This is a genomic window from Candidatus Merdisoma sp. JLR.KK011 (genome assembly GCF_036941125.1).
GTDB lineage: Bacteria > Bacillota > Clostridia > Lachnospirales > Lachnospiraceae > Laedolimicola.
This window is the reverse complement of the sequence record NZ_JAYWSZ010000004.1, coordinates 315,339-335,364: the sequence shown is the minus strand read 5'-3', so window position 1 is coordinate 335,364 and position 20,026 is coordinate 315,339. Positions and strand designations below refer to the sequence as shown.

The window sequence follows — 20,026 nt, the reverse complement described above, 5'->3', positions numbered from 1 at the left end:
GGAATGAAAGAAAAGATATTGCGGATACTGAGAGAGGCGGAAGACTATGTGTCCGGCCAGGAGCTCTGTGAGCAGCTTGGCGTATCCAGGACTGCCGTGTGGAAGGTGATCGGACAGCTAAAGGAAGAGGGATATGAGATTGAAGGAGTGAAGAACCGGGGATACCGTATTTCTTTCATTCCGGATATTATGACAGAGGCCGAGATTGGAAGCCGTCTTGACACAAAGGTAATGGGCCGGTGCTGCGTCTGCTATGAGGAGACCGATTCCACCAATACCAGGGCAAAGCGGCTGGCGGATGAGGGAAAGCCTCACGGAACGCTGGTCTGTGCGGAAACGCAGACTGGGGGCAAGGGACGCCGGGGAAGAGCCTGGAGCTCGCCTCCTGGGGAATCTGTCTATATGAGCCTTTTGCTGAGGCCGCTGATCAGCCCCATTCATACTTCCATGCTGACGCTGGTGATGGGTCTTGCTGCAGCTAGGGCCTGCAATGAGGTATTGGAGCGCAGTCTGGTAGAAAAGGTTCCCAAGGTAATGGTAAAATGGCCCAACGACCTGGTGCTGGAGGGCCGGAAGCTGGCCGGAATCCTGACGGAGCTGAGTGCGGAAGTGGACTACATCAACCACATTGTCACCGGAATCGGCATCAACGTAAATACAAAAGCCTTCCCAAAGGAGCTTGCGGCTACGGCCAATTCCATGTATCTTGCCGCAGGAAGGCCGTTTTCCAGAGCAGAGCTTGCGGCCTGCTGTATGAAGCATTTTGAAGCATGTTATGATACCTTTCTTAAGACAGAGGATTTAGGCGCTCTCAGGGAAGAATATGAGAGCCTTCTGGTGAATAAGGGCAGGCAGGTGCAGGTACTGGAGCCGGGGCATACCTATACGGGAACGGCCCTGGGCATTAAGAAAACCGGGGAGCTCCTGGTGGAACGGGAGGACGGGCAGGTAACGGCTGTGTATGCGGGCGAGGTGTCCGTGCGCGGAATTTATGGATATGTGTAGGAGAGACAGATGTATCAGGAAAAGATAGTGCTCTGCGGAGCCAGCTCCTATGAGGAAAAATACTATTTTAATGAAGATTTTGCAGCGCTTCCGGAGGAGATCAAAAAGGAGCTTAAGATTCTTTGCGTGCTGTTTGTGTCCGAAGTAGGAGGCGTCCTCACCCTGGAATTTGAGGAGGACGGAACCCTATGCTTTCAGGTAGGCAGCCAGGAAAATGATTTCTTTTTTGACGAGATAGGAAGCGGCTTGAAGATTAAAGCAGTGCAAAGGGAAAAACAGGAGCTTCTGGCGTCTCTGGAGCTTTTTTACAAGGTGTTTTTTCTGAATGAGGAGATTGAACATGCATAATGAGATTATTACCATCGGCCCTGTCACCATCTACGGCTATGGACTGATGATTGCAATCGGTATATTTTTGGCTTATTTTCTGGCGGAGTACAGGGCCAGAAGAGTTGGGCTTGATGGGGAAGAGGTTTTTGGGCTGACCTTTTTTGCGGTCGCAGCCGGTTTGATTGGAGGAAAGGTTCTTTATTATATTACGACCTTTCGGGAGATTCTGGCGGATCCTTCCCTTCTTCTCGATGTTGCCGATGGCTTTGTGATATATGGAGCGCTCATAGGCGGCGTGGCGGGTGTGATTCTTTACTGCAGGTGGAGAAAGCTGAACTGCCTGAGTTATTTTGACCTGGCAGTGCCGTCTGTTGCCCTGGCGCAGGGGTTTGGCCGGATTGGCTGCCTGCTGGCCGGCTGCTGCTACGGAAGGGAGACGGACAGCCCCTTAGGAATCGTGTTTCATGCGTCAGAGTATGCGCCCAACGGGGTAGCCCTTGTTCCCACGCAGGTGATATCCAGCGTACTGAACTTTGTTCATTTTGCGATTCTGATTGTATTTGCAAGGAAGTATAAGAAGGGGGAAGGACAGGTGGCCGGGCTGTTTTTTGCAATGTACAGCGCCGGGCGCTTTTTCCTGGAGTTCCTCCGGGGGGATGCGGAGCGCGGTAATGTAGGCGCGCTTTCCACTTCTCAGTTTATTGCGATTTTCATGTTTGCGTTTGGCTGCCTGCTGTTTTTTTATCTGGGAAAACGAGGAAAGAAGGCTTTTGCGGTCAGCATCATTGGAGGAGCTTCCGGCCCCACAAGCATTTTCCTGGCAGGAACGGATCGTTCCGGTGACGGGGAGAGGAAGCGCAGGCTAGAGAAGAAGCTGGAGCAGTGGAGAGAACTGCTTCCGGCGAAACCCCATACACTGGAAGAGGTAGAAGCATATCTCACAGAAAAATGGCAGGCGGAGCGGCTTGAGGAAGAAACCCCGGAGTTTCGCCATATGGAGCAGGCGCTGCGGTCAACCCTGGCGCTTACACACAAGAAGGAGCTTCTGGACACGCCGGAACCGGCAGCCATTGATTCGAAGGCCTCTAAGAAGGAGCAATTGGCATTTGTAGAGCAGATTCAGAAGCGGTTTGACGAGGCTGAGAAGATTACGGCGGAAGAATTGCCCATGGATCTCCGGATATATCGGATTTGCCCGGACAAAGAGGAGGGAGCGGAGCTCCAGGATAAGGCGGCAGAGAACACCCGCCTGGATGTACAGATAGAAAAGAGCTTCCAGGTTCTTCAAGTTTCCTTTCAGCATGACGGCAGGGAAGGGAAAAAGAAAATGGAAGAGATTATGAAGGATATTTATGAGTATTACGGGGTGACGGAAGAGGACAAGGAAAAAGGGACGGAGCGTTTCTGGATGCTTGTCCACGTGCTGGAGGAACGGTCGGATGAGTAGGCAGGAACGGATTTTTCAGACATGCTTATATATGGGCGCGCTGCTTTTGGTGCTGCTGGCGGACTGGCACTGGTTTGCCGGCCGCTGCCCTCAGGGGAATCAGGTGTTGGGAGCGGAGCTTTATCCTTTGATTTACGGGGCTTTTCTTGTGTTCATAGGCGGCTGCCTGGGGGCGGCGGTGTATTTTGGCAGAAAAGCCCGGCCAAGGGTGACAAAGCATCGGAATAAACGTAAGTAAAAGGCTGCCGGCCGCGGAGTAAACAGTAAAAGAGCGGCGCCGCCGGGATGTGCGGGGCTGCAGGATGGGAATGAGAGTAATGAGTCTAAAAATAGGAAATGTTGAGCTTTCGAATCCGTTGATTCTGGCGCCTATGGCAGGGGTAACCGACCTGCCGTTTCGTTTGCTGTGCAAGGAGCAGGGGGCGGGACTGGTCTGCATGGAAATGATCAGCGCAAAGGCTATTTCCTTTCACAACCGGAATACGGAAAGGCTGATGGAGATTGCGCCAAAGGAAAAGCCGGTGTCCCTGCAGCTGTTTGGTTCGGATCCGGAGATTATCAGTGAGACTGCAAAGGAGATTGAGGAGAGGCCTTTTGATATTCTGGATCTGAATATGGGCTGTCCTGTTCCCAAGATTGTGGGCAACGGCGAGGGATCCGCATTGATGAAGGATCCCAAGCTGGTGGAACAGATTGTGTCCCGGACTGCAAAGGCGGTGAAAAAGCCGGTGACGGTTAAAATCCGCAAGGGGTTTGACGACAGCTGTGTGAATGCAGTGGAGATTGCAAAGATTGCGGAAGCCTCCGGCGCGGCTGCGGTGGCGGTTCACGGGCGTACCAGGGAGCAGTACTATTCCGGCAGGGCTGACTGGGAGATAATACGTAAGGTAAAGGAGGCTGTCCGGATTCCGGTGATTGGAAACGGAGATGTGGATTCGCCCCGGCAGGCCCGGCGGATGCTTGAGGAGACGGGCTGCGACGGCATTATGATCGGCCGGGCGGCCAGGGGGAATCCCTGGCTGTTTCATCAGGTGCTTACCTTTCTGGAAACCGGGGAGGAAGAGCCTCGTCCGGGACTAAAGGAGCTCCGGCAGATGATGCTGCGCCATGCCCGGATGCAGATTGATTATAAAGGGGATTACACGGGGATCCGGGAGATGCGAAAACACATATCCTGGTACACTGCCGGCTGCCCCCATTCCGCCAGATTAAGAGCGCAGATTAACAGCGTGGAAAGCCTTTGGGAGCTGGAGGAATTGATATTGACAAGGACTGACCGTTGAGATATACTTTAACGAATGAAGTCTGCCTGCTTTCGGATAAAACAGCGCAGATTGGAAGCATAAATTATACAAAAGAAGATATAATGTACGGGAAGGCAATGAGCAGAGCCAAAATGGAAGATGACAAAATGCCAGCTTGCTGGCGATTTTGTCAGATTGCATTTTGATAGGGCGAAGCCCGCGAATGGAAGATGACAAAATGCCAGCTTGCATTTTGATAGGGCGAAGCCCGCGAATTTGGAAAACCATCTGGTTTTTCAAATTTGCGCACTGCGGCGATGATCCGCTAAATATAGATAGTTACAATTCGAGCCACGAAGGGTAACAATAAATCTGCAACAAGAAATACAGGAAGGATGTAAAAGGAAATGAGCGAGAAAAAAAACTTACTGACTTATGAAGGACTGAAAAAGCTGGAGGACGAGCTTCAGGATTTGAAGGTTGTTAAGAGAAAGGAAATCGCACAGAAGATTAAGGAGGCCAGAGAGCAGGGCGACTTATCCGAGAATGCAGAGTATGATGCAGCGAAGGACGAGCAGAGGGACATTGAGGCCAGAATTGAACAGATAGAGAAGATTCTAAAAAATGCAGAGGTAGTTGTAGAGGATGAGGTTGATCTGGACAAGATCAGCGTGGGCTGCAAGGTAAAGGTTCTGGATGTGGAATTCGAGGAGGAAGAGGAATTCAAGATTGTGGGCTCTTCCGAAGCAAACAGCCTGGGCGGCAAGATTTCCAACGAATCTCCCGTAGGCAAGGCGCTGATCGGGGCTAAGGTCGGAGATACGGTTCAGGTGGAGACCCAGGCGGGTATGATTGAATATAAGGTATTGGAGATCCAGCGGTCAAATTAGTCTGTCTGTGAAAGGATCTCCGGAAGAATAAAAAGTAACAGTCCGGACATCCGGGATGTTACATATAGAAAATGAGGAGTGGAAGATTATGGGAGAACAAAAGAATGGGGCTGCAAAGGAGCAGGATGTAAAGCAGCTTCTCAAGGTGCGGCGCGAAAAGCTGGCCGATCTGCAGGAACGGGGCATGGATCCCTTTCAGATTACAAAATATGAGGTAAGCCATCACAGCCAGGAGATCAAGGATGAGTTTGACAGTCTGGAGGGTAAGGTTATCACCATAGCGGGCCGTATGATGTCCAAGCGTGTTATGGGGAAGGCCTCTTTTTGCAATGTGCAGGATTTGAAAGGCAATATTCAGTCTTATGTGGCCAGGGACAGCGTGGGAGAAGAGGCCTATAAGGATTTCAAGAAGTTCGATATCGGCGATATCGTGGGAATCAAAGGACAGGTGTTCCGCACCAAGACAGGGGAGATTTCCGTCCATGCGGAGGAGATTACCCTTCTGAGCAAGAGCCTTCAGATTCTCCCGGAGAAGTTTCACGGACTGACCAACACGGACGTGCGCTATCGCCAGCGTTATACGGATTTGATTATGAATGCGGAGGTGAAGGACACCTTTGTAAAGCGTTCCCGTATCTTGAGCAGCATCCGCCGTTATCTGGACGGACAGGGCTTTTTGGAGGTGGAGACGCCTATGCTGGTAGCCAATGCGGGCGGCGCGGCGGCACGGCCTTTTGAGACGCATTTTAATGCGCTGGATGAGGATTTTAAGCTTCGTATTTCTTTGGAGCTTTATTTGAAGCGGCTGATTGTAGGCGGCCTGGAGCGTGTTTATGAGATTGGCCGGGTGTTCCGCAACGAGGGCCTGGATACACGCCACAATCCGGAGTTTACGCTGATGGAGCTTTACCAGGCTTATACGGATTATCACGGCATGATGGATCTGACCGAGAACCTGTACCGCCATGTGGCTCAGGAGGTTTTGGGGACGACGAAGATTGTGTACAACGGTGTGGAGATGGATCTCGGAAAGCCCTTTGAGCGCATTACCATGGTAGATGCGGTGAAGAAGTATGCCGGGGTTGATTTTGACGAGATTAAGACAACAGAAGAGGCAAAGGCCGTTGCAAAGGAGAAGGGCGTGGAGTTTGAGGACCGCCATAAGAAGGGCGATATTTTGAGCCTGTTCTTTGAGGAATTTGCGGAGGAGCACCTGGTTCAGCCAACCTTTGTGATGGATCATCCCATTGAGATTTCGCCGCTGACGAAGAAGAAGCCGGACAACCCGGACTATGTGGAGCGTTTTGAGTTCTTTATGAACGGCTGGGAGATGGCCAATGCTTATTCCGAGCTGAATGATCCCATTGATCAGAGAGAGCGCTTCAAGGCCCAGGAGGAGCTTCTGGCCCAGGGGGATGAGGAAGCCAATACAACGGACGAAGACTTTTTGAATGCCCTGGAGATTGGCATGCCGCCTACGGGCGGAATCGGATTCGGCATTGACCGGATGTGTATGCTGCTTACGGATTCGGCTGCCATAAGAGATGTTTTGCTGTTCCCCACGATGAAAAGTAAAGAGTAGAAAAACTGCATAAAATCAAGGTTTTTAAGAAGTGAAAAGCCCTAGATTCGTATAAAATTTGCTTGTGTTCGTATATGATTCGTAGTACAATGAGCCTAGAATTAGTATAAATCAAGCGAAAATGAAAAATATACGAATGGAGGGCTTTTACTATGGCAGAACAGGTAAAGCGGACAAAGACGAAATATCCGAACATCTATTATAATGAGAATACAAAACTGTATGATGTAAAGTATAACTATAAAGTCTATGACCCTCTTACTCAAAAGAACAAATATAAAGCAAAGTGGAAATACAATCTTTCAAGCCTTGCAGAAGCGAGGGGAGAACTGGCAAAACTACAAACGGGAACAAATAAGGCAGAGGATAAAGACATAACTTTACAGGGTGTGTTTGATTTGTGGAAGAACAAGGCAGGCGGGCAGAATTTTAGTCCTGTTACCATTAGGAATACAGAACAGCAGATGAAAATGATTTATCAGTTTCTTCCAAAGGAAACAAAGCTAAAGGATATAACGGAGGATGTGTATTATAAGTTATCTGCTGACTGTCGCAATCATGGATATTCGGAAGAAACATTGCATAGTATCAATGCCACATTCCGAAAGATGATAAACCTTGCTTATAAGAAAAAGCTGATAACAGAGAATATTCTTGCTTATGCGGACAATGTAAAGACGAAACAAAAAGAGGACTATAAAACTATCAGCAAAGAAGAATTTGAGAAAATAGATGCTTATTTTCATTACAATAAGTTTGTCCGTCTTGGAGTAGATAATTACCCAAAGTATCGGCTTTTGTTTAATATTCTCTATTACACAGGGCTTCGGATAGGAGAAGCAATCGCCTTAACCTATAATGATTTTGAAGAATTTAGTTATTATAAAAAAGGAACAGAACCGCTTTCCTTATATGTGCCAAACAGTCAAAATGCTCAAGGAGAACATTTAAGGGGTACTAGAATCAAAGTTACAAAATCTTATGTGAGTGATATGAATCTTACAAAGGACCCTAAAAATTTTAAAAAGAGAACGGTTCCGTTATATACAGACCCAGAACGGTTGTTTATTAGGCTCAAAAATGGACATTTACAAGATGGCGGTAGTTTAGATGATAAAATATTTGATTGGGGGCATACTGCCTGTGCATATATGTTAGAAAAGGCTTGTAAAGCCTGTAATCTCCCTAAGTATACTTGTCACGAGTTTAGGCATACATTTATAAGCAATTTGATAAAAAACAATGTTCCCTTGCCTGTTATCGAGAAAGTGAGCGGGGATACACAGCAAACGATTTTGGAACGATATTCACATATGTTTGAGAGTGATGAAGTGATGGTGTTGCTCACTATGCAAAGTTTGTAATAAAAAGACGAGTATTCCGCTTTCTGGATCGGGTTACTCGTCCTTTTTGTTTTTTGATGGAAATTCATGTTCTTTTACAAATTCTATAATATCTTCAATTCTGCAATCTAAGATGGAGCAAAGCATATCAAGAGAGTGTGTGCTAATGCCCTCATTATTTCTTAATCGCTGTAACAGGGATTTGCTTATATTGTAATCTGTCACAAGATTGTATTGACTTATTCCCTTTTCTTTAAGAGTTTTCCAAAATCGGTCATATTTTATCATGTTTTCAGCGAAATCTGTATGATTTGCTACCGCCTTTCTCTTGCATTATCTTAATTTTAAAGCTATAATAGTGATGACTAAATGGTCTATTTTTAGACCCTAAACAAAAAGGAGAAAACATATTATGAAGAAAAGAACAGCGGTATTAGTATTGGCAATAGTATTATCTTTTAGTTTGTTTGGCTGCGGAAATAATGCTGATCAGAAGCAGGAAGAACCGCAGGAAGAAGCAGAACAGGAAGAGGCACAACAAGAAGAGATACAGGAAGATATTGAAACAGAAAACTTTTTATTTTTAAAAGAAGTTGGAAAAGTTGAATATTTGTTGGGTGAGTTTGAGTGGGAAGAAAGTACAATCGAATTTACGACACAATATGAAACAGATGTATATGATATGGAGGGAAGAAAAGTTGGTTATATAAAATCTGATGTACCTGTAACAATTACAGAACATGGTATAAACAGTGGATGGTATAGGTTTAAAAATCCTGAGAATGGAACAGATTATGAATATTTATGTGTGCGAAGGGATGATGTAGATTCACAAGTACAAAATGAAACTGAAACTCAAAACCTTGAAGAACAGGCGGAAACTCCTATTTTATCTGATGAGTATATTGAAGAACAAAGAATGTTTGATGAAGCGATGGATTTAATAGATGAAAATAAAACTTATACAATAGAAGAATTTCATGCTTTATTTAAAGACATTTGCGAAAAATTTGGAACAATATATGATGTTGAAGTTAAAGAACAATTTATAGGTACACCTGCGAAATTTACATTAAATCTAAATGGAAAAGAATTGAAAAATATTATCAATGATCAACAGTTTTTTTGGTATATTCTGTATGGCCCGACTGGCTCTAATCCAGTTGATATCTATTTTGGAATAGATGAAAATTTAGATACATCAAGAGATTTTGAAGCTACGTTGTTTATTAGATTTCACAAAGAAAATAATTGATAAAAATTTTGGAGAGGTTTCGGAGAAGTCCGAGACCTCTTTTAAAGTTCATTCATATTTTTTTGATGATTTTTTCATATGTATTTATAATATACACCACTTTACAACTTATGCCAACCGCTACATTGATGCCAAAGCAGCTGTTTCAGTACCTTTGTAAAGACACTTGATTTTATGCCCGTTTCGACATTTTGCAGGAAAGTGGCATAAAATACCTGCCGGCGAATTTCCTCACTGAGGGCAAACCGGAATTCCTGCACGCTTTCGCTGCGGTATTTTGAAAAAACTTCATCTTGATAAGGCAGCATTTTCATTGCGCAGTATGCGACATTAATCAAATTGACCAGCATTTCTATCCCTTTGCTGCTGCGGACCATGTAACTGCATAATGACCAGAACGTTTTCTGCTCATAGTAACTGACCTCGATGTTCCACCTGAAATAGTAACACAACAGGGGAATAAACTGCATGCGGCTGCTCCCGGTCTGGTTCAGCGGCGCCTTTTCCTGCCAGGCACAGAATATCTCCATCTGCCAGGGGAAAATAGTGCTGAAAAACAAACGTCTGGCGCCCTTTGCTTTATCAGAGGCCGTCACATAGGCAAGGACTTCCCTCTGCCCGAAGAGGTTGGTGAGAACCTGGCGCACGCCAATGTAATAATCCCAAACCTTTTCCTCAGAAAGGGTGAAATCTGTCTCTATGGACAGGCGTCTCCCATGTTTGGCAGGCCTGCCCTTTTTGCCTGTAGGGTGCGGGGCAAGGTCATAAATAACAGAGTCATACCTGGCATTGCAGATAACATCCAGGTTGGCATACTCATCTACGACATACACCAAGTCCTTTTTGGCATACCAGCTGTCGCACAGGATGATGACATTTCTCTGTGCAGAAAACTCCGGCATAACCTGCCGTACCATGGATGCCGCCAGTTCCAGCTTGGATACTTCCTTTTTCCACATACGGTATCCCAGGGGAACTGCCAGGTAGACAATCCGCTGTTTCCGCCATACCGGGACACAAAGCATAAGGCTGACAAAACAATGCCCGTTGAGGTAATTGGAACCATTATGTGCGGCATGGTCGAAAAGTTTTGATACATCCTCAAACTTTTTCCCAAACTTTGCCACCATGGTGTCGTCAATGCAGAGAAAAACCGGCTGTGACTTCAGGCGTTCCGGAACCAGCTTCAGGGCCATGGCCGCTGTTACGTTCATAAACCTGGAATAATCCACTTTCGCATGGGAGCAGGCATAGTAAAATGCATTCAGTGATTTTTCCGTGATGCCGGACAAAAAGTGCCTGTAAAGGAAGCGTATGGAATGGGCTGATTCCATTGCCAGTATGGATAGTACCAGTAAAAACAGCGTCTCTACAGTAGGGGCAGAAAATGTTTCAAAATAAGTAAAAAAATATTGATGAAGTCTACCAATCAGGTTATCTTTGTTGTATAATGAGTTTATCGTACAGGGTCACTTTCCTTTGTAAAGGTTGTAGCAAACTCATTATACATCAGAAAGTCCTGTACGATACTTTTTTTATTAAAAAACTTGTAAAGTGGTGTATAAATGATTAGTCTGATATCCCTCCTGGGTTCGCTCACAATCCATGATCTACGAAGCAGTCTGGAAAGCGGACCCGGAGCATTGTGGGGCGGCGGTGGCAAATGTTATTAGTCAGCTTCGGCGGAAAATTGGAGATGGGTACATAGAAACGGTGGTTGGAAGCGGGTATCGGTTTGTTGCGTAAAAGAACGTCCCAGGGTAGCAATGTAGGATTGCTGCTTTGGGACGTTTTTATTTTACCTATTATCTTTTTTGCGGTAAGCAGATTTCAATTTTCAGGCCATGTGGGTTAATATTTGAAAACTGAATATTCCCTTGATGTACTTTGACAATCTGCTGTACAATTTTAAGCCCTAATCCATGTTCACCTTCGGCTGTTTCTTCTTGAGAACTTGGGATATTGACATCGTTATTTAAAAGTGGCAGATAAGATTCGCTTATTCCGCATCCGGTGTCAATGACGCAAAATGAACATATTCCATCATTCATTCTGACAGAAGCAGTTATTTGGCATCCATTCGGATTGTGCGTAATGCTGTTTTGTATTAAATTTTGCAACATTCGGTTAAGTAAAGAAACATCACCATATATAGGCGTTATGTTGTTTGTATCAGCTTCAGAAAGTTCCAATTCATACCCATCCGGAAGACCGTTATTTAAAAATTCGCTTATAACTTGGCGGAGCAGCTCAAGCGGATCAATCGCTTGTATACGGATAGGTTGCATGGAATATTTCAATTTTGTTGTTAGATTCAGATCGGAAACTAATGCACGCAGTTTTTCGCTTTGTTCTCGTATAATTCCGGCCTGCTTTCTGGTGGCTGCTGGCAATTCAGGGTTATCCTCCATTTCGCTGGAATAACCTAAGATCATGGAAAGTGGAGTACGGATATCATGAGATACTCCACGAATCCACTCAGCCCGTGTATTGTCTTTTTTTATCAGATAATCTCCAGCGTTGTTTAGTTTGATATTGATTTCAGCCAATTCTCCTTTTGCCGGGAGATCTATCGGGTTGCCTTGAGATATAGTTTCAATTCCATTCAAAATAGGTACAACAGCCTTTTCCACGTTACGGGTATTTCTCCAGAACAAAAGGACAATTAAGAGGACATTCACAATGATGACGATTCCAATTCCCAAAGCTATGGTAGTCAAATAAGTAACATCCAACGCAAAGTTATATTTTACAATACTATTTGGTTCACACCCAATAACAAGTAAACCTGCAGGATGTTCCAGGACATAGACCGGATAGTCTTGTAAATACCATCTGCTGAACTTTGCAATGTCAGTAGCAGCATATTTTCTTGGCAGTTCATCTGGCATACATTCCTGCCAGAAAACTTGTCCGCTATCATCCAACATCATGGCCCATGCTTTTTTATCATCCAAAATATCAGGTAGAGTATCGGCTGCAGTGAGTGTGCCATTTTCATCAAGAGTGATGCTTTCACTAATTTGTCGGAGTGGGATTTCTGGCCTGGAAGAACTCTGCCATGCCCATATTAAAACACAAAAAATCAGCACAATGTTTAAAATGAAAAATAGTATTAGAATCGCAGCCGATTTCAAAAGATATTTCCGAAAAAAGCGATTGATGTTCTCCATTACTTCACCCCTTTAACGATCAGTTTATAGCCAAGTCTTTTGACAGTGATCAAAGAAACCGGAGTTGAGGGGTTCTTTTCTATCTTTTCCCGTAAATGACGTATATGAGTCATCAGCGTGGTTTCATATCCTTGCCATATTTCACCACAGGCAGTTTGACAAAGCGCACCGATGGTAACTATGTGACCCGCATTTTCAGCTAATTTCGTAAAGATACTATATTCTTTAGCTGTTAATGGAATGATTTCACCGTCACGATGTACTTCAGCTTTGTCTAAATCAACAGATACTGCATCCAAAAATACAATCCGATTACTCTCTGGATAAGCCCGTTTCAAAATTGCCTGCACACGCAACAGCAGTTCTTTAGGCAAGAACGGTTTTATAAGATAATCGTCCGCACCTAACTCAAAACCGGAAAAACGGTCTTCAGCTTCCCCTTTTGCAGTCAGCATTAGGACAGGAACCTTGCTGACTGCACGGATTTCCTGTAATAGTTCAAAACCGTCCATTCCCGGCATCATCACATCTAAAATAATAATTTCCGGCATTTTTTTGGAGAGTATTTTTAATGCTTCCTGTGCGGAAGCAGCGGTTATTACCTGTGTATAGCTTGCGCGTTCAAAAATAGATTTTATCATAACCCGCAAATCTTGTTCATCGTCAACGACAAGAATGGATTTATCATGTATCTCGTTCATAGCAGTTCCTCCAGTCCGAAAGTGTTTTCAGTTTCGTTACTAATTGTACCAAGTCGCTAGCGCGACGGCTAGCCCTAAGTACATTTAGTTTCAATTTTCTGCCATAAAATATAGCAGTTTTTAAATTTATGATGTATTGTTAAGTTACCACACCAAACAACTTCATAACTTTAAAAACTGCTATGCTTAGTTTATCATGGTTTTTTAATCTCAACAACTACATATTCTTCTTTTTTATCCGTCCGCCTCCCCACTTTTGATATGTAACCGCTGTTTTATTACATTTCAAAGGAGATTTTATCATGGACAATTATTTAGATTCTTTCAGGGAAATGATTTCCCTCCGCGGTCTTGCTGAGCATACCCTTACTAACTACTGCACCTATATCCGTGCCTATCTGGATTACCTTTCCCGCTTTCTCCTTAAAGCTCCCGAAGATGTTTCCTGGAATGAATTGCGTGATTATATCCGCTGGCTCCAGAATTCCAGAAACCTTTCTGACAGGACTATCAACTGTGCCATCTCACAGCTCCGCTTTTTTACCATCTATGTCCTCCACAAAACATGGGACGATACCCAGCTCCCCTTCCGCAGGTTCGATGAATATCTTCCCTATGTCCCCTCCAGACAGGATACCTGGACTTTCATTTCCACTATGCCTGATTTGAAGCAGAAGACCATGACCGCTTTGATGTATTCCTCCGGCCTCCGCATCGGCGAGGTATGCTCCCTGCGTTATGAAGATGTTGAAAGAAAGAATCTCAGGCTCCACATCACTCATGGCAAGAACCGGCATGACCGCTATGCCATCCTTTCAACAGCCGCTCTTGACCTGCTTACCCAGTACTGGTTTCAATACGGAAAACCCCGGGGATATCTTTTCCCCAAGCAGAACGGACAGGACAGGCCCATTGACACCTTTTTCCTTTCCAGACATATCCATGCCCATGAGGACCGCCTTGGCTGGGAACGCAGGCTCACCTGCCATTCTTTCCGGCATGCTTTCGGCACCCATCTGTATGAGGATGGCGTTGACCTGCTTACCATTAAAGCTCTGCTGGGACATAAATCTTTAAGCTCCACCGCCATTTATGTCCATCTGGCCTCCAATGGCACCGGCTCCGCCGTCAGCCCTTTTGACCGCATGGCAGGTGTTTCTCATGGGTGAATTTAAGATCCGGCAGGTATTTGAAGCTTCTTATCAGGCTTATTCCGCAAAAGCGCCTTATCTGTCGGATGTACAGCGTAAAGCGGCACATTCCATCCTGAAATGTAAATCCCCTTCCCTCGGGTGTAACGTAAGCCGCTGTGACTGCTGCGGACATATGGTATTCCACAATAATTCCTGCCGTAACCGCAGCTGCCCTGACTGTCAGGCTGTCTTAAAAGAAATCTGGGCGGACAAGCGCAGGGCCGAGGTTATCGATTCCCCCTATTTCCATGTGGTATTTACTCTTCCACATGAACTGGGGCCGCTCTTTTACCACAACCAAAAGCTCCTTTACGGACTCTTCCACAGATGCTGCGCCCAGACCCTTCTCGAATTAGCTTCAAGCAGGAAATATCTCGGGGCTGTGCCCGGCATCATACAGATCCTCCATACCTGGAACCAGGAGCTTTCCTACCATGTCCATATGCACTGTATTGTTTCCGGAGGCGGCCTTACAAAGGACCATAAGATACGCCTCTCTTCCAATAACTTTTTTATTCCGGTCAGGGTTCTGAGGGATAAATTCAAGGGAAAGTTTATGGCCTGCCTCAGCCTGCTTTATAAGGACGGCTCCCTTGTTTTTCCTTCCTCCTGCTCCGCTCTTAAAAATCCCTGCTCTTTCAGGAAGTGGAAGGATTCCCTTTATGCAAAGGACTGGTGCCCTTACATAAAAGAAACATTCAACGGATTCGGCAATGCAATTGAATATCTTGGGCGTTACACCCACAGAATTGCTGTTTCAAACAGCAGGCTCCTTTCCGTTTCACGGGATTCGGTCTCTTTTTCTGCCAGAGGTTTAAAACCCGGCGGCCCAAAACGCACCATTACACTGGACAACATTGAATTCATCCGCCGCTATCTGATGCACGTCCTGCCTTCCGGTTTTCAGAAAATCCGGTACTATGGTTTCCTGAACAACCGCATGAAGACACACAACCTGACGGTTATTTTTAAACTTCAGGGCGGACAGCGTTTCCGGCAGCGTTATGCCGGTATGGCCATGGCAGAACTGCTCAAAGCGGTCTGGGGTTTTGATATCCGCATCTGCCCGGAGTGCGGCTGTGCTTCCATGAAGCAGCTTGGAAGAATGTATGCGGCTTCCGGATAAAACAGCGTTTTTTCATACTGTTTTTCAAGACCTCCCGGCGGAAGGTCTGTGAAGCATGCCCTTAAATACGAATACCGCATAACAAAGACCTGTCTTCACAGCTTTTTTCATAGGATTCTCCTGTTTAAGGGAGCTGGAAAAGATACTATCCCCATATACATACCGGCTGCACGTCCGCGAATTGGTACAATTGGAAAGAATCACATTCCGAGCAGTTTTATCTTTTGTATAAAGCTGTTCTCTTTTTCTGCTCTGAATCTGATACTTTCCTTAAGAATTATACCATACCCATGCAACTTTTAGATAACGCCATCTGAAATCTCAAGGTAATCTCAAGGTTCTCTCAAAGATGCCTCAAGGTAGATTGTTTACAATAAAGCTACCAAAGGAGGTACAGAATTATGAGTGATTATGTTATCGAGACAAGAAATTTGACAAAGCAGTATGGTACACAGACGAGTGTTTCAGATCTGAATATTCATGTAAAGAAAGGGCGCATCTATGGCTTGTTAGGGCGCAACGGGGCAGGAAAAACCACCACTATGAAAATGTTGTTAGGATTGACGGCTCCCACATCTGGTGAAGTTGAGATTTTGGGTAAGAACATCCGAACAAACAATAAACAGGTATTGCCCCATATTGGCAGTTTGATTGAAGCACCGGGTTTTTATCCTAATTTGACCGGGACTGAAAATCTGCGTATCTTTGCTGAACTGCGTAATATTAAAAATGCAAATGCCATCAAGGGAGCATTGGAACTGGTAGGCTTGCCATACCGGGACAAAAAATTGTTTTCGCAATATTCCCTGGGCATGAAACAGCGGCTGGCGATTGCGTTGGCTGTCATGCACAATCCTTCCATTTTAATCTTGGATGAACCGATCAACGGACTTGATCCTATTGGAATTGCAGAAGTGCGGTCGTTTATTCGTGAGCTGTGCGATGCACAGGGAAAGACCATTCTGATTTCCAGTCATATCCTTTCAGAGATTGCTTTGCTGGCTGATGATATTGGTATTATCGATCATGGGGTACTGTTGGAGGAAGAAAGCCTTACTGAGTTGGAGAATAAGAATCGGCACTATATTCAGTTTGGCGTATCTGACAGTAAGACAGCAGCGCGTATTTTACAAAGTGACTTAAGGATTCAGAATTTCAAAGTATGCGATCAACACATTTTACAGGTCATGGATGTAAATGTACCAATTGCTCTAATCAATCGAACCTTTATTCAGAATGGATTGGAGGTTTCCGAGGCCCATATGTGTGAAGATACTTTGGAGGATTATTTCAAACAAGTAACCGGAGGTGAGGGAATTGCTTAAGCTGATCCGATGTGAATTTCAAAAGCTAAAACGAAAAAAGTTTATTCTGCTGGTATTTTTGGCGGCATTCATGTTCCCTGTACCGCTTTCGTATATGGTAACCACACCGTCCATTGCATCACGGTATGCAGATAAGGCGAGTCTGTTTGATGGTTTATACAATATGGTGTTGGAGTTCGGCGTTCAATTTTTGCTGCCCTGTGTGATTGGCGTAATTGCGGCCATGCTCTTTTTTATGGAAAGGGATAATGACACATTCAAGAATATAAAAACTATCCCTGTTTCCAGTACACAAATGATAATTGCAAAAATTATTACCTTATTTCTTTTTGGAATTATATTCTGTGTCGCAACAACAGCCGCAACAATTCTATGCGGATTTCTAACCTGTGAAGTAAACGGCGTCCTATACAAAATGTGGTTTATGATTGTGAATGGCATTTTGGTTACAGCCGGAACTCTGCCGCTGGTAGTGGTCATTGTATTTTTCAGCAAGAATTATATTTTTTCCATTTTGTTATGCGTCTTTTACAGCGTTTTGAACTTGAGTGCAACGGCACTGTATGATGTATTACCACGTAATCTTTTCCTCTTGCTTCCGACTCCGCTGACAATGTTTTGGGGCGCTGGTAACATGGTAAAGCACGGTATGGAGTTCAATCTTTCAGAAATGTTGCAGTATGATTTGATTGCACCAACATGGCGGGTGCTGGTTACGTTAGGTCTTATGGCAATTATCTCTATTCTGCTGATTGACTTACTATACAAGAAAAGGGAGGATTGACTATGCGGGCTATTATCAAGACAGAATTTTTGAAAATAAAACGATACCATATCATTTGGGCTGGTGTGGGGTTGATGTTACTTTCAGTATTACTTACCTTGTTTACTTCTACGGCAAATGACGGTTCTGTATGGACTTTTAGTTACTTAGCAGAACAGGTAATTAAGAACAATATGTCCATGATTTTTCCGATGTGTATCACTTTGATTGCAGGCTATTTGGTTTCAAGAGAGCAAACAGACGATACACTGAAAAATCTTTTAACTATTCCGGTTTCTCTAAAAAGACTTATGGTTGGAAAACTGGTGGTGTGTGGAGCATTATCGATTCTGTTGGGATTAGTAAGCGCCATTTTTACGATCATTGCTGATGTTTTTGTGGGATATCCGGGATTAACATTTAGTGCGGCGATGTACGCAAGTATTCAGATTACTGCGCTTAATATATTCCTTTACATTGCCGTGTTGCCTATTATTATTTTGACCAGCCGTATGTCAAATGGTGCATTGATTGGCTGTATTATTGCGTTTGTTTATGGTTACTGTGGAATGTTTGCTTCTGGTAATATGACGCTGGCTAATTTCTATCCGATTACAGCAAGTTTGGGACTGATTGGATACCGTGCTTATGATGCGGCTGTGAATTGGAACATTATACATTGCCTGTGCAGCATTGTGGCAGTTATTGTAATATCCGCTGTTCTGGTAATGTTATCAAAAAATGTAGAACCGAAGAAAACTGTAAAAAAATCTAAAAAGGTCAAAACCAAAAAAGGATGGTAAGAAAGGAAGGCAATATGAAGAAAAAAGTGTTTATTATTGGTATCCCTGTTGTAGTGATATTGCTGTTTTGCTTTTGCGCGTGGCTTTTCATAGGCACTGACAGCCAATACTACTATGCTCAAATCGATAATAGCAAAATGAGTCTTAATTCCTCAGATGGAGGAGTGATCGATTTCAATGGAGGATTAGATTATTCGTATAGATTACCCGCTTTCAATGATAGTGGAGAAGAAAAGAGCATTACTTTTAACACATCAAAAGAATTAAGAGATGGAGCTTTTATCCGCCTAGAAGTTGTACCTATTCGTGGTGTTATTACGTGGGCTGAAATACAGTATGAAGATATGCCATCAATTGTTCAGGATAATTATGCTGTTCCAATAAGTAACTCCGGTAAGTAAAGCATCTTTAGAATGGGAAATTGTGAGCAGATTAATACCCCAGAGCAATGTATCAATCAAACTGTTCCGGGGTAGCTTTCTACTTTTTTGTCACATTCTGTCGAACGATTTTTGAAATATTAGACCATCCAGAACTCAACCAGAACTTATCCAGAAGTCGGTGGTTTATAATGGCAGAAAACGAGAGAAACCAGCAGAAACAAGGAACTCTTGTTCTGCTGGCTTCACTCAGAGTCTTTCGTTTCGGACCCGGATTGGCGGGCAAGTAGCTGCTCGACCATACAGTCCACGGTGTTCAGCATGAATTTCCGATCCTCGGAGTTGCACACCTGGAATTTCCCGATGAGGTGCTGTATTTCTTCCTCATCCTCTGTGCTGTCCGGGTTGAACAGTATGTTCGCTGAAATTCCTAACCGATTCACAATCGGATAGAGGATTTCAAAGGAAGGGTTCATCTGCCCCTTCTCTATGTTCTGGATGGTCTTGATTGCCACATGGCAATCGTCCGCCAGTTCCTGTTGGGTTAGTTTGCAGTCGTGCCTTGCGGCGCGGATACAGCTGCCCAAATGTGCTAATTTGTATTTCGGCATAATCATTCACCTCACATATATTCTATCGTTAGGAAGGCATTTGCGCAGAATGTATTGGAGCGGTTATTTACTATAGAAGATTCCAGAAACCGGGAGATACAGGGGAACGGACTAGGGCTGACTATCGCACAAAATCTCGCACACCAACTTGGTGGGGAGATTACCCTTGACAGCGAGCCGAACGTAAAAACTACTTTTACGGTAAAACTACAGGGACAGAGCAGCACCACCAGCTAAGCTAGTGGTGCTGCTACACCAACCTACTTTGAAGAAATAAGATTTTTGAAAATTGAGAAAACCAATAGCTTTGCAAGGGATTCTATTGGTTTTCTCATAGTGTTGGATGGTCTTGCTTACGCATCAAATCTAGCAGATAACGAACCATAGGAAGCAAGTCATGAGCTTCCTGTTCTGTGCAGTCATTTAGCAGAGTTAAGAGCTTTTGAAGGCTAGGAGATATATTCTCCTTATATGGATAGAAAATTCTGTCAGCCGGTATCTTCAGATATGTAATTAAAGGATAAAGCACCTCAAATTTCGGATTTCCACGTCCGGCTTCGATGTTCAATATGGTGCGTTGATCCAGATTAAGAATTTCTGCCAGCTTTTCCTGTGAAAGACCGAGTTCTGTACGGGCTTCACGTACTGCGTTGGCAAGATTTTGTTTTATATCCTGCATTGTAATTCACCTCGGTAGTAGTTTACATTACACATCGACAGGAGTGAATTGCATTAGAATACAGAGTGAATATGGAGTACAATACATGATAAAACAAAAGTGGAAAATACGAGAAAATAGAATATCAGTAGATAGAGCAGCAAGAGCTTACTACACATATCAAGGTGTATCGTAAC

General features: G+C 44.3%; 20 protein-coding genes and 3 pseudogenes. 17 read left to right on the top strand and 6 right to left on the bottom strand.

Translation table 11 applies throughout. The features are described from left to right. Positions 1 to 3 precede the first annotated feature (3 nt). From VV089_RS15295 to VV089_RS15260, 8 genes and pseudogenes are all read left to right on the top strand, one after another. The gene (locus VV089_RS15295; RefSeq protein ID WP_334336492.1) at positions 4 to 1,005 is read left to right on the top strand and encodes a biotin--[acetyl-CoA-carboxylase] ligase; all 1,002 of its coding nucleotides are present in this window, start codon (positions 4 to 6) and stop codon (positions 1,003 to 1,005) included. A 9-nt stretch (positions 1,006 to 1,014) separates the two neighbouring features. Further along, a complete protein-coding gene (locus VV089_RS15290; RefSeq protein ID WP_172544169.1) occupies positions 1,015 to 1,353 on the top strand; it encodes a DUF6145 family protein in 339 nt (112 codons plus the stop codon). Beyond that, a complete protein-coding gene (locus VV089_RS15285; RefSeq protein ID WP_334336490.1) occupies positions 1,346 to 2,782 on the top strand; it encodes a prolipoprotein diacylglyceryl transferase in 1,437 nt (478 codons plus the stop codon). Before VV089_RS15290 ends, VV089_RS15285 begins: the two co-directional genes overlap by 8 nt. Continuing rightward, positions 2,775 to 3,020 carry a hypothetical protein gene (locus VV089_RS15280; RefSeq protein ID WP_334336489.1) on the top strand — a complete coding sequence of 82 codons (246 nt, stop codon included), beginning with the start codon at positions 2,775 to 2,777 and terminating at the stop codon, positions 3,018 to 3,020. The genes VV089_RS15285 and VV089_RS15280 overlap by 8 nt, the downstream gene beginning before the upstream one ends. A gap of 79 nt (positions 3,021 to 3,099) precedes the next feature. After that, positions 3,100 to 4,065 carry a tRNA dihydrouridine synthase DusB gene (dusB, locus tag VV089_RS15275; RefSeq protein WP_334336488.1) on the top strand — a complete coding sequence of 322 codons (966 nt, stop codon included), beginning with the start codon at positions 3,100 to 3,102 and terminating at the stop codon, positions 4,063 to 4,065. A 368-nt stretch (positions 4,066 to 4,433) separates the two neighbouring features. Next, entirely contained in the window at positions 4,434 to 4,916 is a 483-nt protein-coding gene (gene greA / locus VV089_RS15270; RefSeq protein ID WP_172544173.1) for a transcription elongation factor GreA, read from the top strand. 88 nt (positions 4,917 to 5,004) lie between these two features. Continuing rightward, positions 5,005 to 6,492, top strand: a pseudogene (gene lysS / locus VV089_RS15265) (lysine--tRNA ligase); the annotation flags it as partial. 158 nt (positions 6,493 to 6,650) lie between these two features. Further along, complete coding sequence (locus VV089_RS15260; RefSeq protein ID WP_334336487.1) at positions 6,651 to 7,862, top strand: tyrosine-type recombinase/integrase; 1,212 nt, start codon at positions 6,651 to 6,653, stop codon at positions 7,860 to 7,862. A gap of 33 nt (positions 7,863 to 7,895) precedes the next feature. Here the strand turns inward: VV089_RS15260 and VV089_RS15255 are convergent, their stop codons facing one another. Further along, the gene (locus tag VV089_RS15255; protein ID WP_172544178.1) at positions 7,896 to 8,129 is read right to left on the bottom strand and encodes a helix-turn-helix domain-containing protein; all 234 of its coding nucleotides are present in this window, start codon (positions 8,127 to 8,129) and stop codon (positions 7,896 to 7,898) included. A 124-nt stretch (positions 8,130 to 8,253) separates the two neighbouring features. Here VV089_RS15255 and VV089_RS15250 point away from each other — a divergent pair, with 124 nt between their 5' ends. Next, positions 8,254 to 9,096: a hypothetical protein gene (locus VV089_RS15250; protein WP_334336486.1), complete on the top strand. Its 843-nt coding sequence runs from the start codon at positions 8,254 to 8,256 to the stop codon at positions 9,094 to 9,096. A 101-nt stretch (positions 9,097 to 9,197) separates the two neighbouring features. On the opposite strand, the gene VV089_RS15245 is transcribed toward VV089_RS15250, so the two are convergent. Beyond that, positions 9,198 to 10,526 (bottom strand): IS701 family transposase, encoded by a 1,329-nt coding sequence (locus VV089_RS15245; protein WP_442891602.1) that lies wholly within the window; start codon positions 10,524 to 10,526, stop codon positions 9,198 to 9,200. 169 nt (positions 10,527 to 10,695) lie between these two features. Here VV089_RS15245 and VV089_RS15240 point away from each other — a divergent pair. Beyond that, positions 10,696 to 10,842: pseudogene (locus VV089_RS15240) on the top strand (helix-turn-helix domain-containing protein); the annotation flags it as partial. Between the two features lie 59 nt (positions 10,843 to 10,901). Here the strand turns inward: VV089_RS15240 and VV089_RS15235 are convergent. Continuing rightward, positions 10,902 to 12,269 carry a sensor histidine kinase gene (locus VV089_RS15235; RefSeq protein ID WP_334336485.1) on the bottom strand — a complete coding sequence of 456 codons (1,368 nt, stop codon included), beginning with the start codon at positions 12,267 to 12,269 and terminating at the stop codon, positions 10,902 to 10,904. After that, positions 12,269 to 12,970 (bottom strand): response regulator transcription factor, encoded by a 702-nt coding sequence (locus VV089_RS15230; protein ID WP_288153669.1) that lies wholly within the window; start codon positions 12,968 to 12,970, stop codon positions 12,269 to 12,271. The genes VV089_RS15235 and VV089_RS15230 overlap by 1 nt, the downstream gene beginning before the upstream one ends. Before the next feature lie 302 nt (positions 12,971 to 13,272). Here VV089_RS15230 and VV089_RS15225 point away from each other — a divergent pair, with 302 nt between their 5' ends. The 6 genes from VV089_RS15225 (at position 13,273) to VV089_RS15200 (ending at position 18,581) form a co-directional block, all read left to right on the top strand. Then, a complete protein-coding gene (locus VV089_RS15225) occupies positions 13,273 to 14,139 on the top strand; it encodes a tyrosine-type recombinase/integrase (RefSeq protein ID WP_334334807.1) in 867 nt (288 codons plus the stop codon). Further along, on the top strand, positions 14,132 to 15,289 hold the full coding sequence (locus VV089_RS15220; RefSeq protein ID WP_334334806.1) for an IS91 family transposase: 1,158 nt from the start codon (positions 14,132 to 14,134) through the stop codon (positions 15,287 to 15,289). Before VV089_RS15225 ends, VV089_RS15220 begins: the two co-directional genes overlap by 8 nt. Positions 15,290 to 15,690: 401 nt before the next feature. After that, on the top strand, positions 15,691 to 16,614 hold the full coding sequence (locus VV089_RS15215; RefSeq protein WP_172543899.1) for an ABC transporter ATP-binding protein: 924 nt from the start codon (positions 15,691 to 15,693) through the stop codon (positions 16,612 to 16,614). Then, on the top strand, positions 16,607 to 17,398 hold the full coding sequence (locus VV089_RS15210) for an ABC transporter permease (protein ID WP_172543900.1): 792 nt from the start codon (positions 16,607 to 16,609) through the stop codon (positions 17,396 to 17,398). The genes VV089_RS15215 and VV089_RS15210 overlap by 8 nt, the downstream gene beginning before the upstream one ends. 2 nt (positions 17,399 to 17,400) lie before the next feature. Beyond that, positions 17,401 to 18,180 (top strand): ABC transporter permease, encoded by a 780-nt coding sequence (locus VV089_RS15205; RefSeq protein WP_334336484.1) that lies wholly within the window; start codon positions 17,401 to 17,403, stop codon positions 18,178 to 18,180. Between the two features lie 14 nt (positions 18,181 to 18,194). Then, positions 18,195 to 18,581, top strand: a complete 387-nt coding sequence (locus VV089_RS15200; protein ID WP_172543902.1) for a YxeA family protein — start codon at positions 18,195 to 18,197, stop codon at positions 18,579 to 18,581. A 224-nt stretch (positions 18,582 to 18,805) separates the two neighbouring features. Here the strand turns inward: VV089_RS15200 and VV089_RS15195 are convergent, their stop codons facing one another. Continuing rightward, on the bottom strand, positions 18,806 to 19,171 hold the full coding sequence (locus VV089_RS15195) for a helix-turn-helix domain-containing protein (RefSeq protein WP_172543903.1): 366 nt from the start codon (positions 19,169 to 19,171) through the stop codon (positions 18,806 to 18,808). A 51-nt stretch (positions 19,172 to 19,222) separates the two neighbouring features. Between VV089_RS15195 and VV089_RS15190 the strand changes: the two are divergent. Further along, positions 19,223 to 19,408, top strand: a pseudogene (locus VV089_RS15190) (ATP-binding protein); the annotation flags it as partial. Between the two features lie 94 nt (positions 19,409 to 19,502). Here VV089_RS15190 and VV089_RS15185 read toward each other — a convergent pair. Beyond that, positions 19,503 to 19,850, bottom strand: a complete 348-nt coding sequence (locus VV089_RS15185) for a helix-turn-helix transcriptional regulator (protein ID WP_288153672.1) — start codon at positions 19,848 to 19,850, stop codon at positions 19,503 to 19,505. Between the last annotated feature and the right edge of the window lie 176 nt (positions 19,851 to 20,026).

Excerpts from the sequence above, each read along its gene's own strand:
- VV089_RS15295 (WP_334336492.1), top strand. The coding sequence starts at position 4 with ATGAAAGAAAAGATATTGCGGATACTGAGAGAGGCGGAAGACTATGTG.
- VV089_RS15290 (WP_172544169.1), top strand. The coding sequence starts at position 1,015 with ATGTATCAGGAAAAGATAGTGCTCTGCGGAGCCAGCTCCTATGAGGAA.
- VV089_RS15285 (WP_334336490.1), top strand. The coding sequence starts at position 1,346 with ATGCATAATGAGATTATTACCATCGGCCCTGTCACCATCTACGGCTAT.
- VV089_RS15280 (WP_334336489.1), top strand. The coding sequence starts at position 2,775 with ATGAGTAGGCAGGAACGGATTTTTCAGACATGCTTATATATGGGCGCG.
- dusB (WP_334336488.1), top strand. The coding sequence starts at position 3,100 with ATGAGTCTAAAAATAGGAAATGTTGAGCTTTCGAATCCGTTGATTCTG.
- greA (WP_172544173.1), top strand. The coding sequence starts at position 4,434 with ATGAGCGAGAAAAAAAACTTACTGACTTATGAAGGACTGAAAAAGCTG.
- VV089_RS15260 (WP_334336487.1), top strand. The coding sequence starts at position 6,651 with ATGGCAGAACAGGTAAAGCGGACAAAGACGAAATATCCGAACATCTAT.
- VV089_RS15255 (WP_172544178.1), bottom strand. The coding sequence starts at position 8,129 with ATGATAAAATATGACCGATTTTGGAAAACTCTTAAAGAAAAGGGAATA.
- VV089_RS15250 (WP_334336486.1), top strand. The coding sequence starts at position 8,254 with ATGAAGAAAAGAACAGCGGTATTAGTATTGGCAATAGTATTATCTTTT.
- VV089_RS15235 (WP_334336485.1), bottom strand. The coding sequence starts at position 12,269 with ATGGAGAACATCAATCGCTTTTTTCGGAAATATCTTTTGAAATCGGCT.
- VV089_RS15230 (WP_288153669.1), bottom strand. The coding sequence starts at position 12,970 with ATGAACGAGATACATGATAAATCCATTCTTGTCGTTGACGATGAACAA.
- VV089_RS15225 (WP_334334807.1), top strand. The coding sequence starts at position 13,273 with ATGGACAATTATTTAGATTCTTTCAGGGAAATGATTTCCCTCCGCGGT.
- VV089_RS15220 (WP_334334806.1), top strand. The coding sequence starts at position 14,132 with ATGGGTGAATTTAAGATCCGGCAGGTATTTGAAGCTTCTTATCAGGCT.
- VV089_RS15215 (WP_172543899.1), top strand. The coding sequence starts at position 15,691 with ATGAGTGATTATGTTATCGAGACAAGAAATTTGACAAAGCAGTATGGT.
- VV089_RS15205 (WP_334336484.1), top strand. The coding sequence starts at position 17,401 with ATGCGGGCTATTATCAAGACAGAATTTTTGAAAATAAAACGATACCAT.
- VV089_RS15200 (WP_172543902.1), top strand. The coding sequence starts at position 18,195 with ATGAAGAAAAAAGTGTTTATTATTGGTATCCCTGTTGTAGTGATATTG.
- VV089_RS15195 (WP_172543903.1), bottom strand. The coding sequence starts at position 19,171 with ATGCCGAAATACAAATTAGCACATTTGGGCAGCTGTATCCGCGCCGCA.
- VV089_RS15185 (WP_288153672.1), bottom strand. The coding sequence starts at position 19,850 with ATGCAGGATATAAAACAAAATCTTGCCAACGCAGTACGTGAAGCCCGT.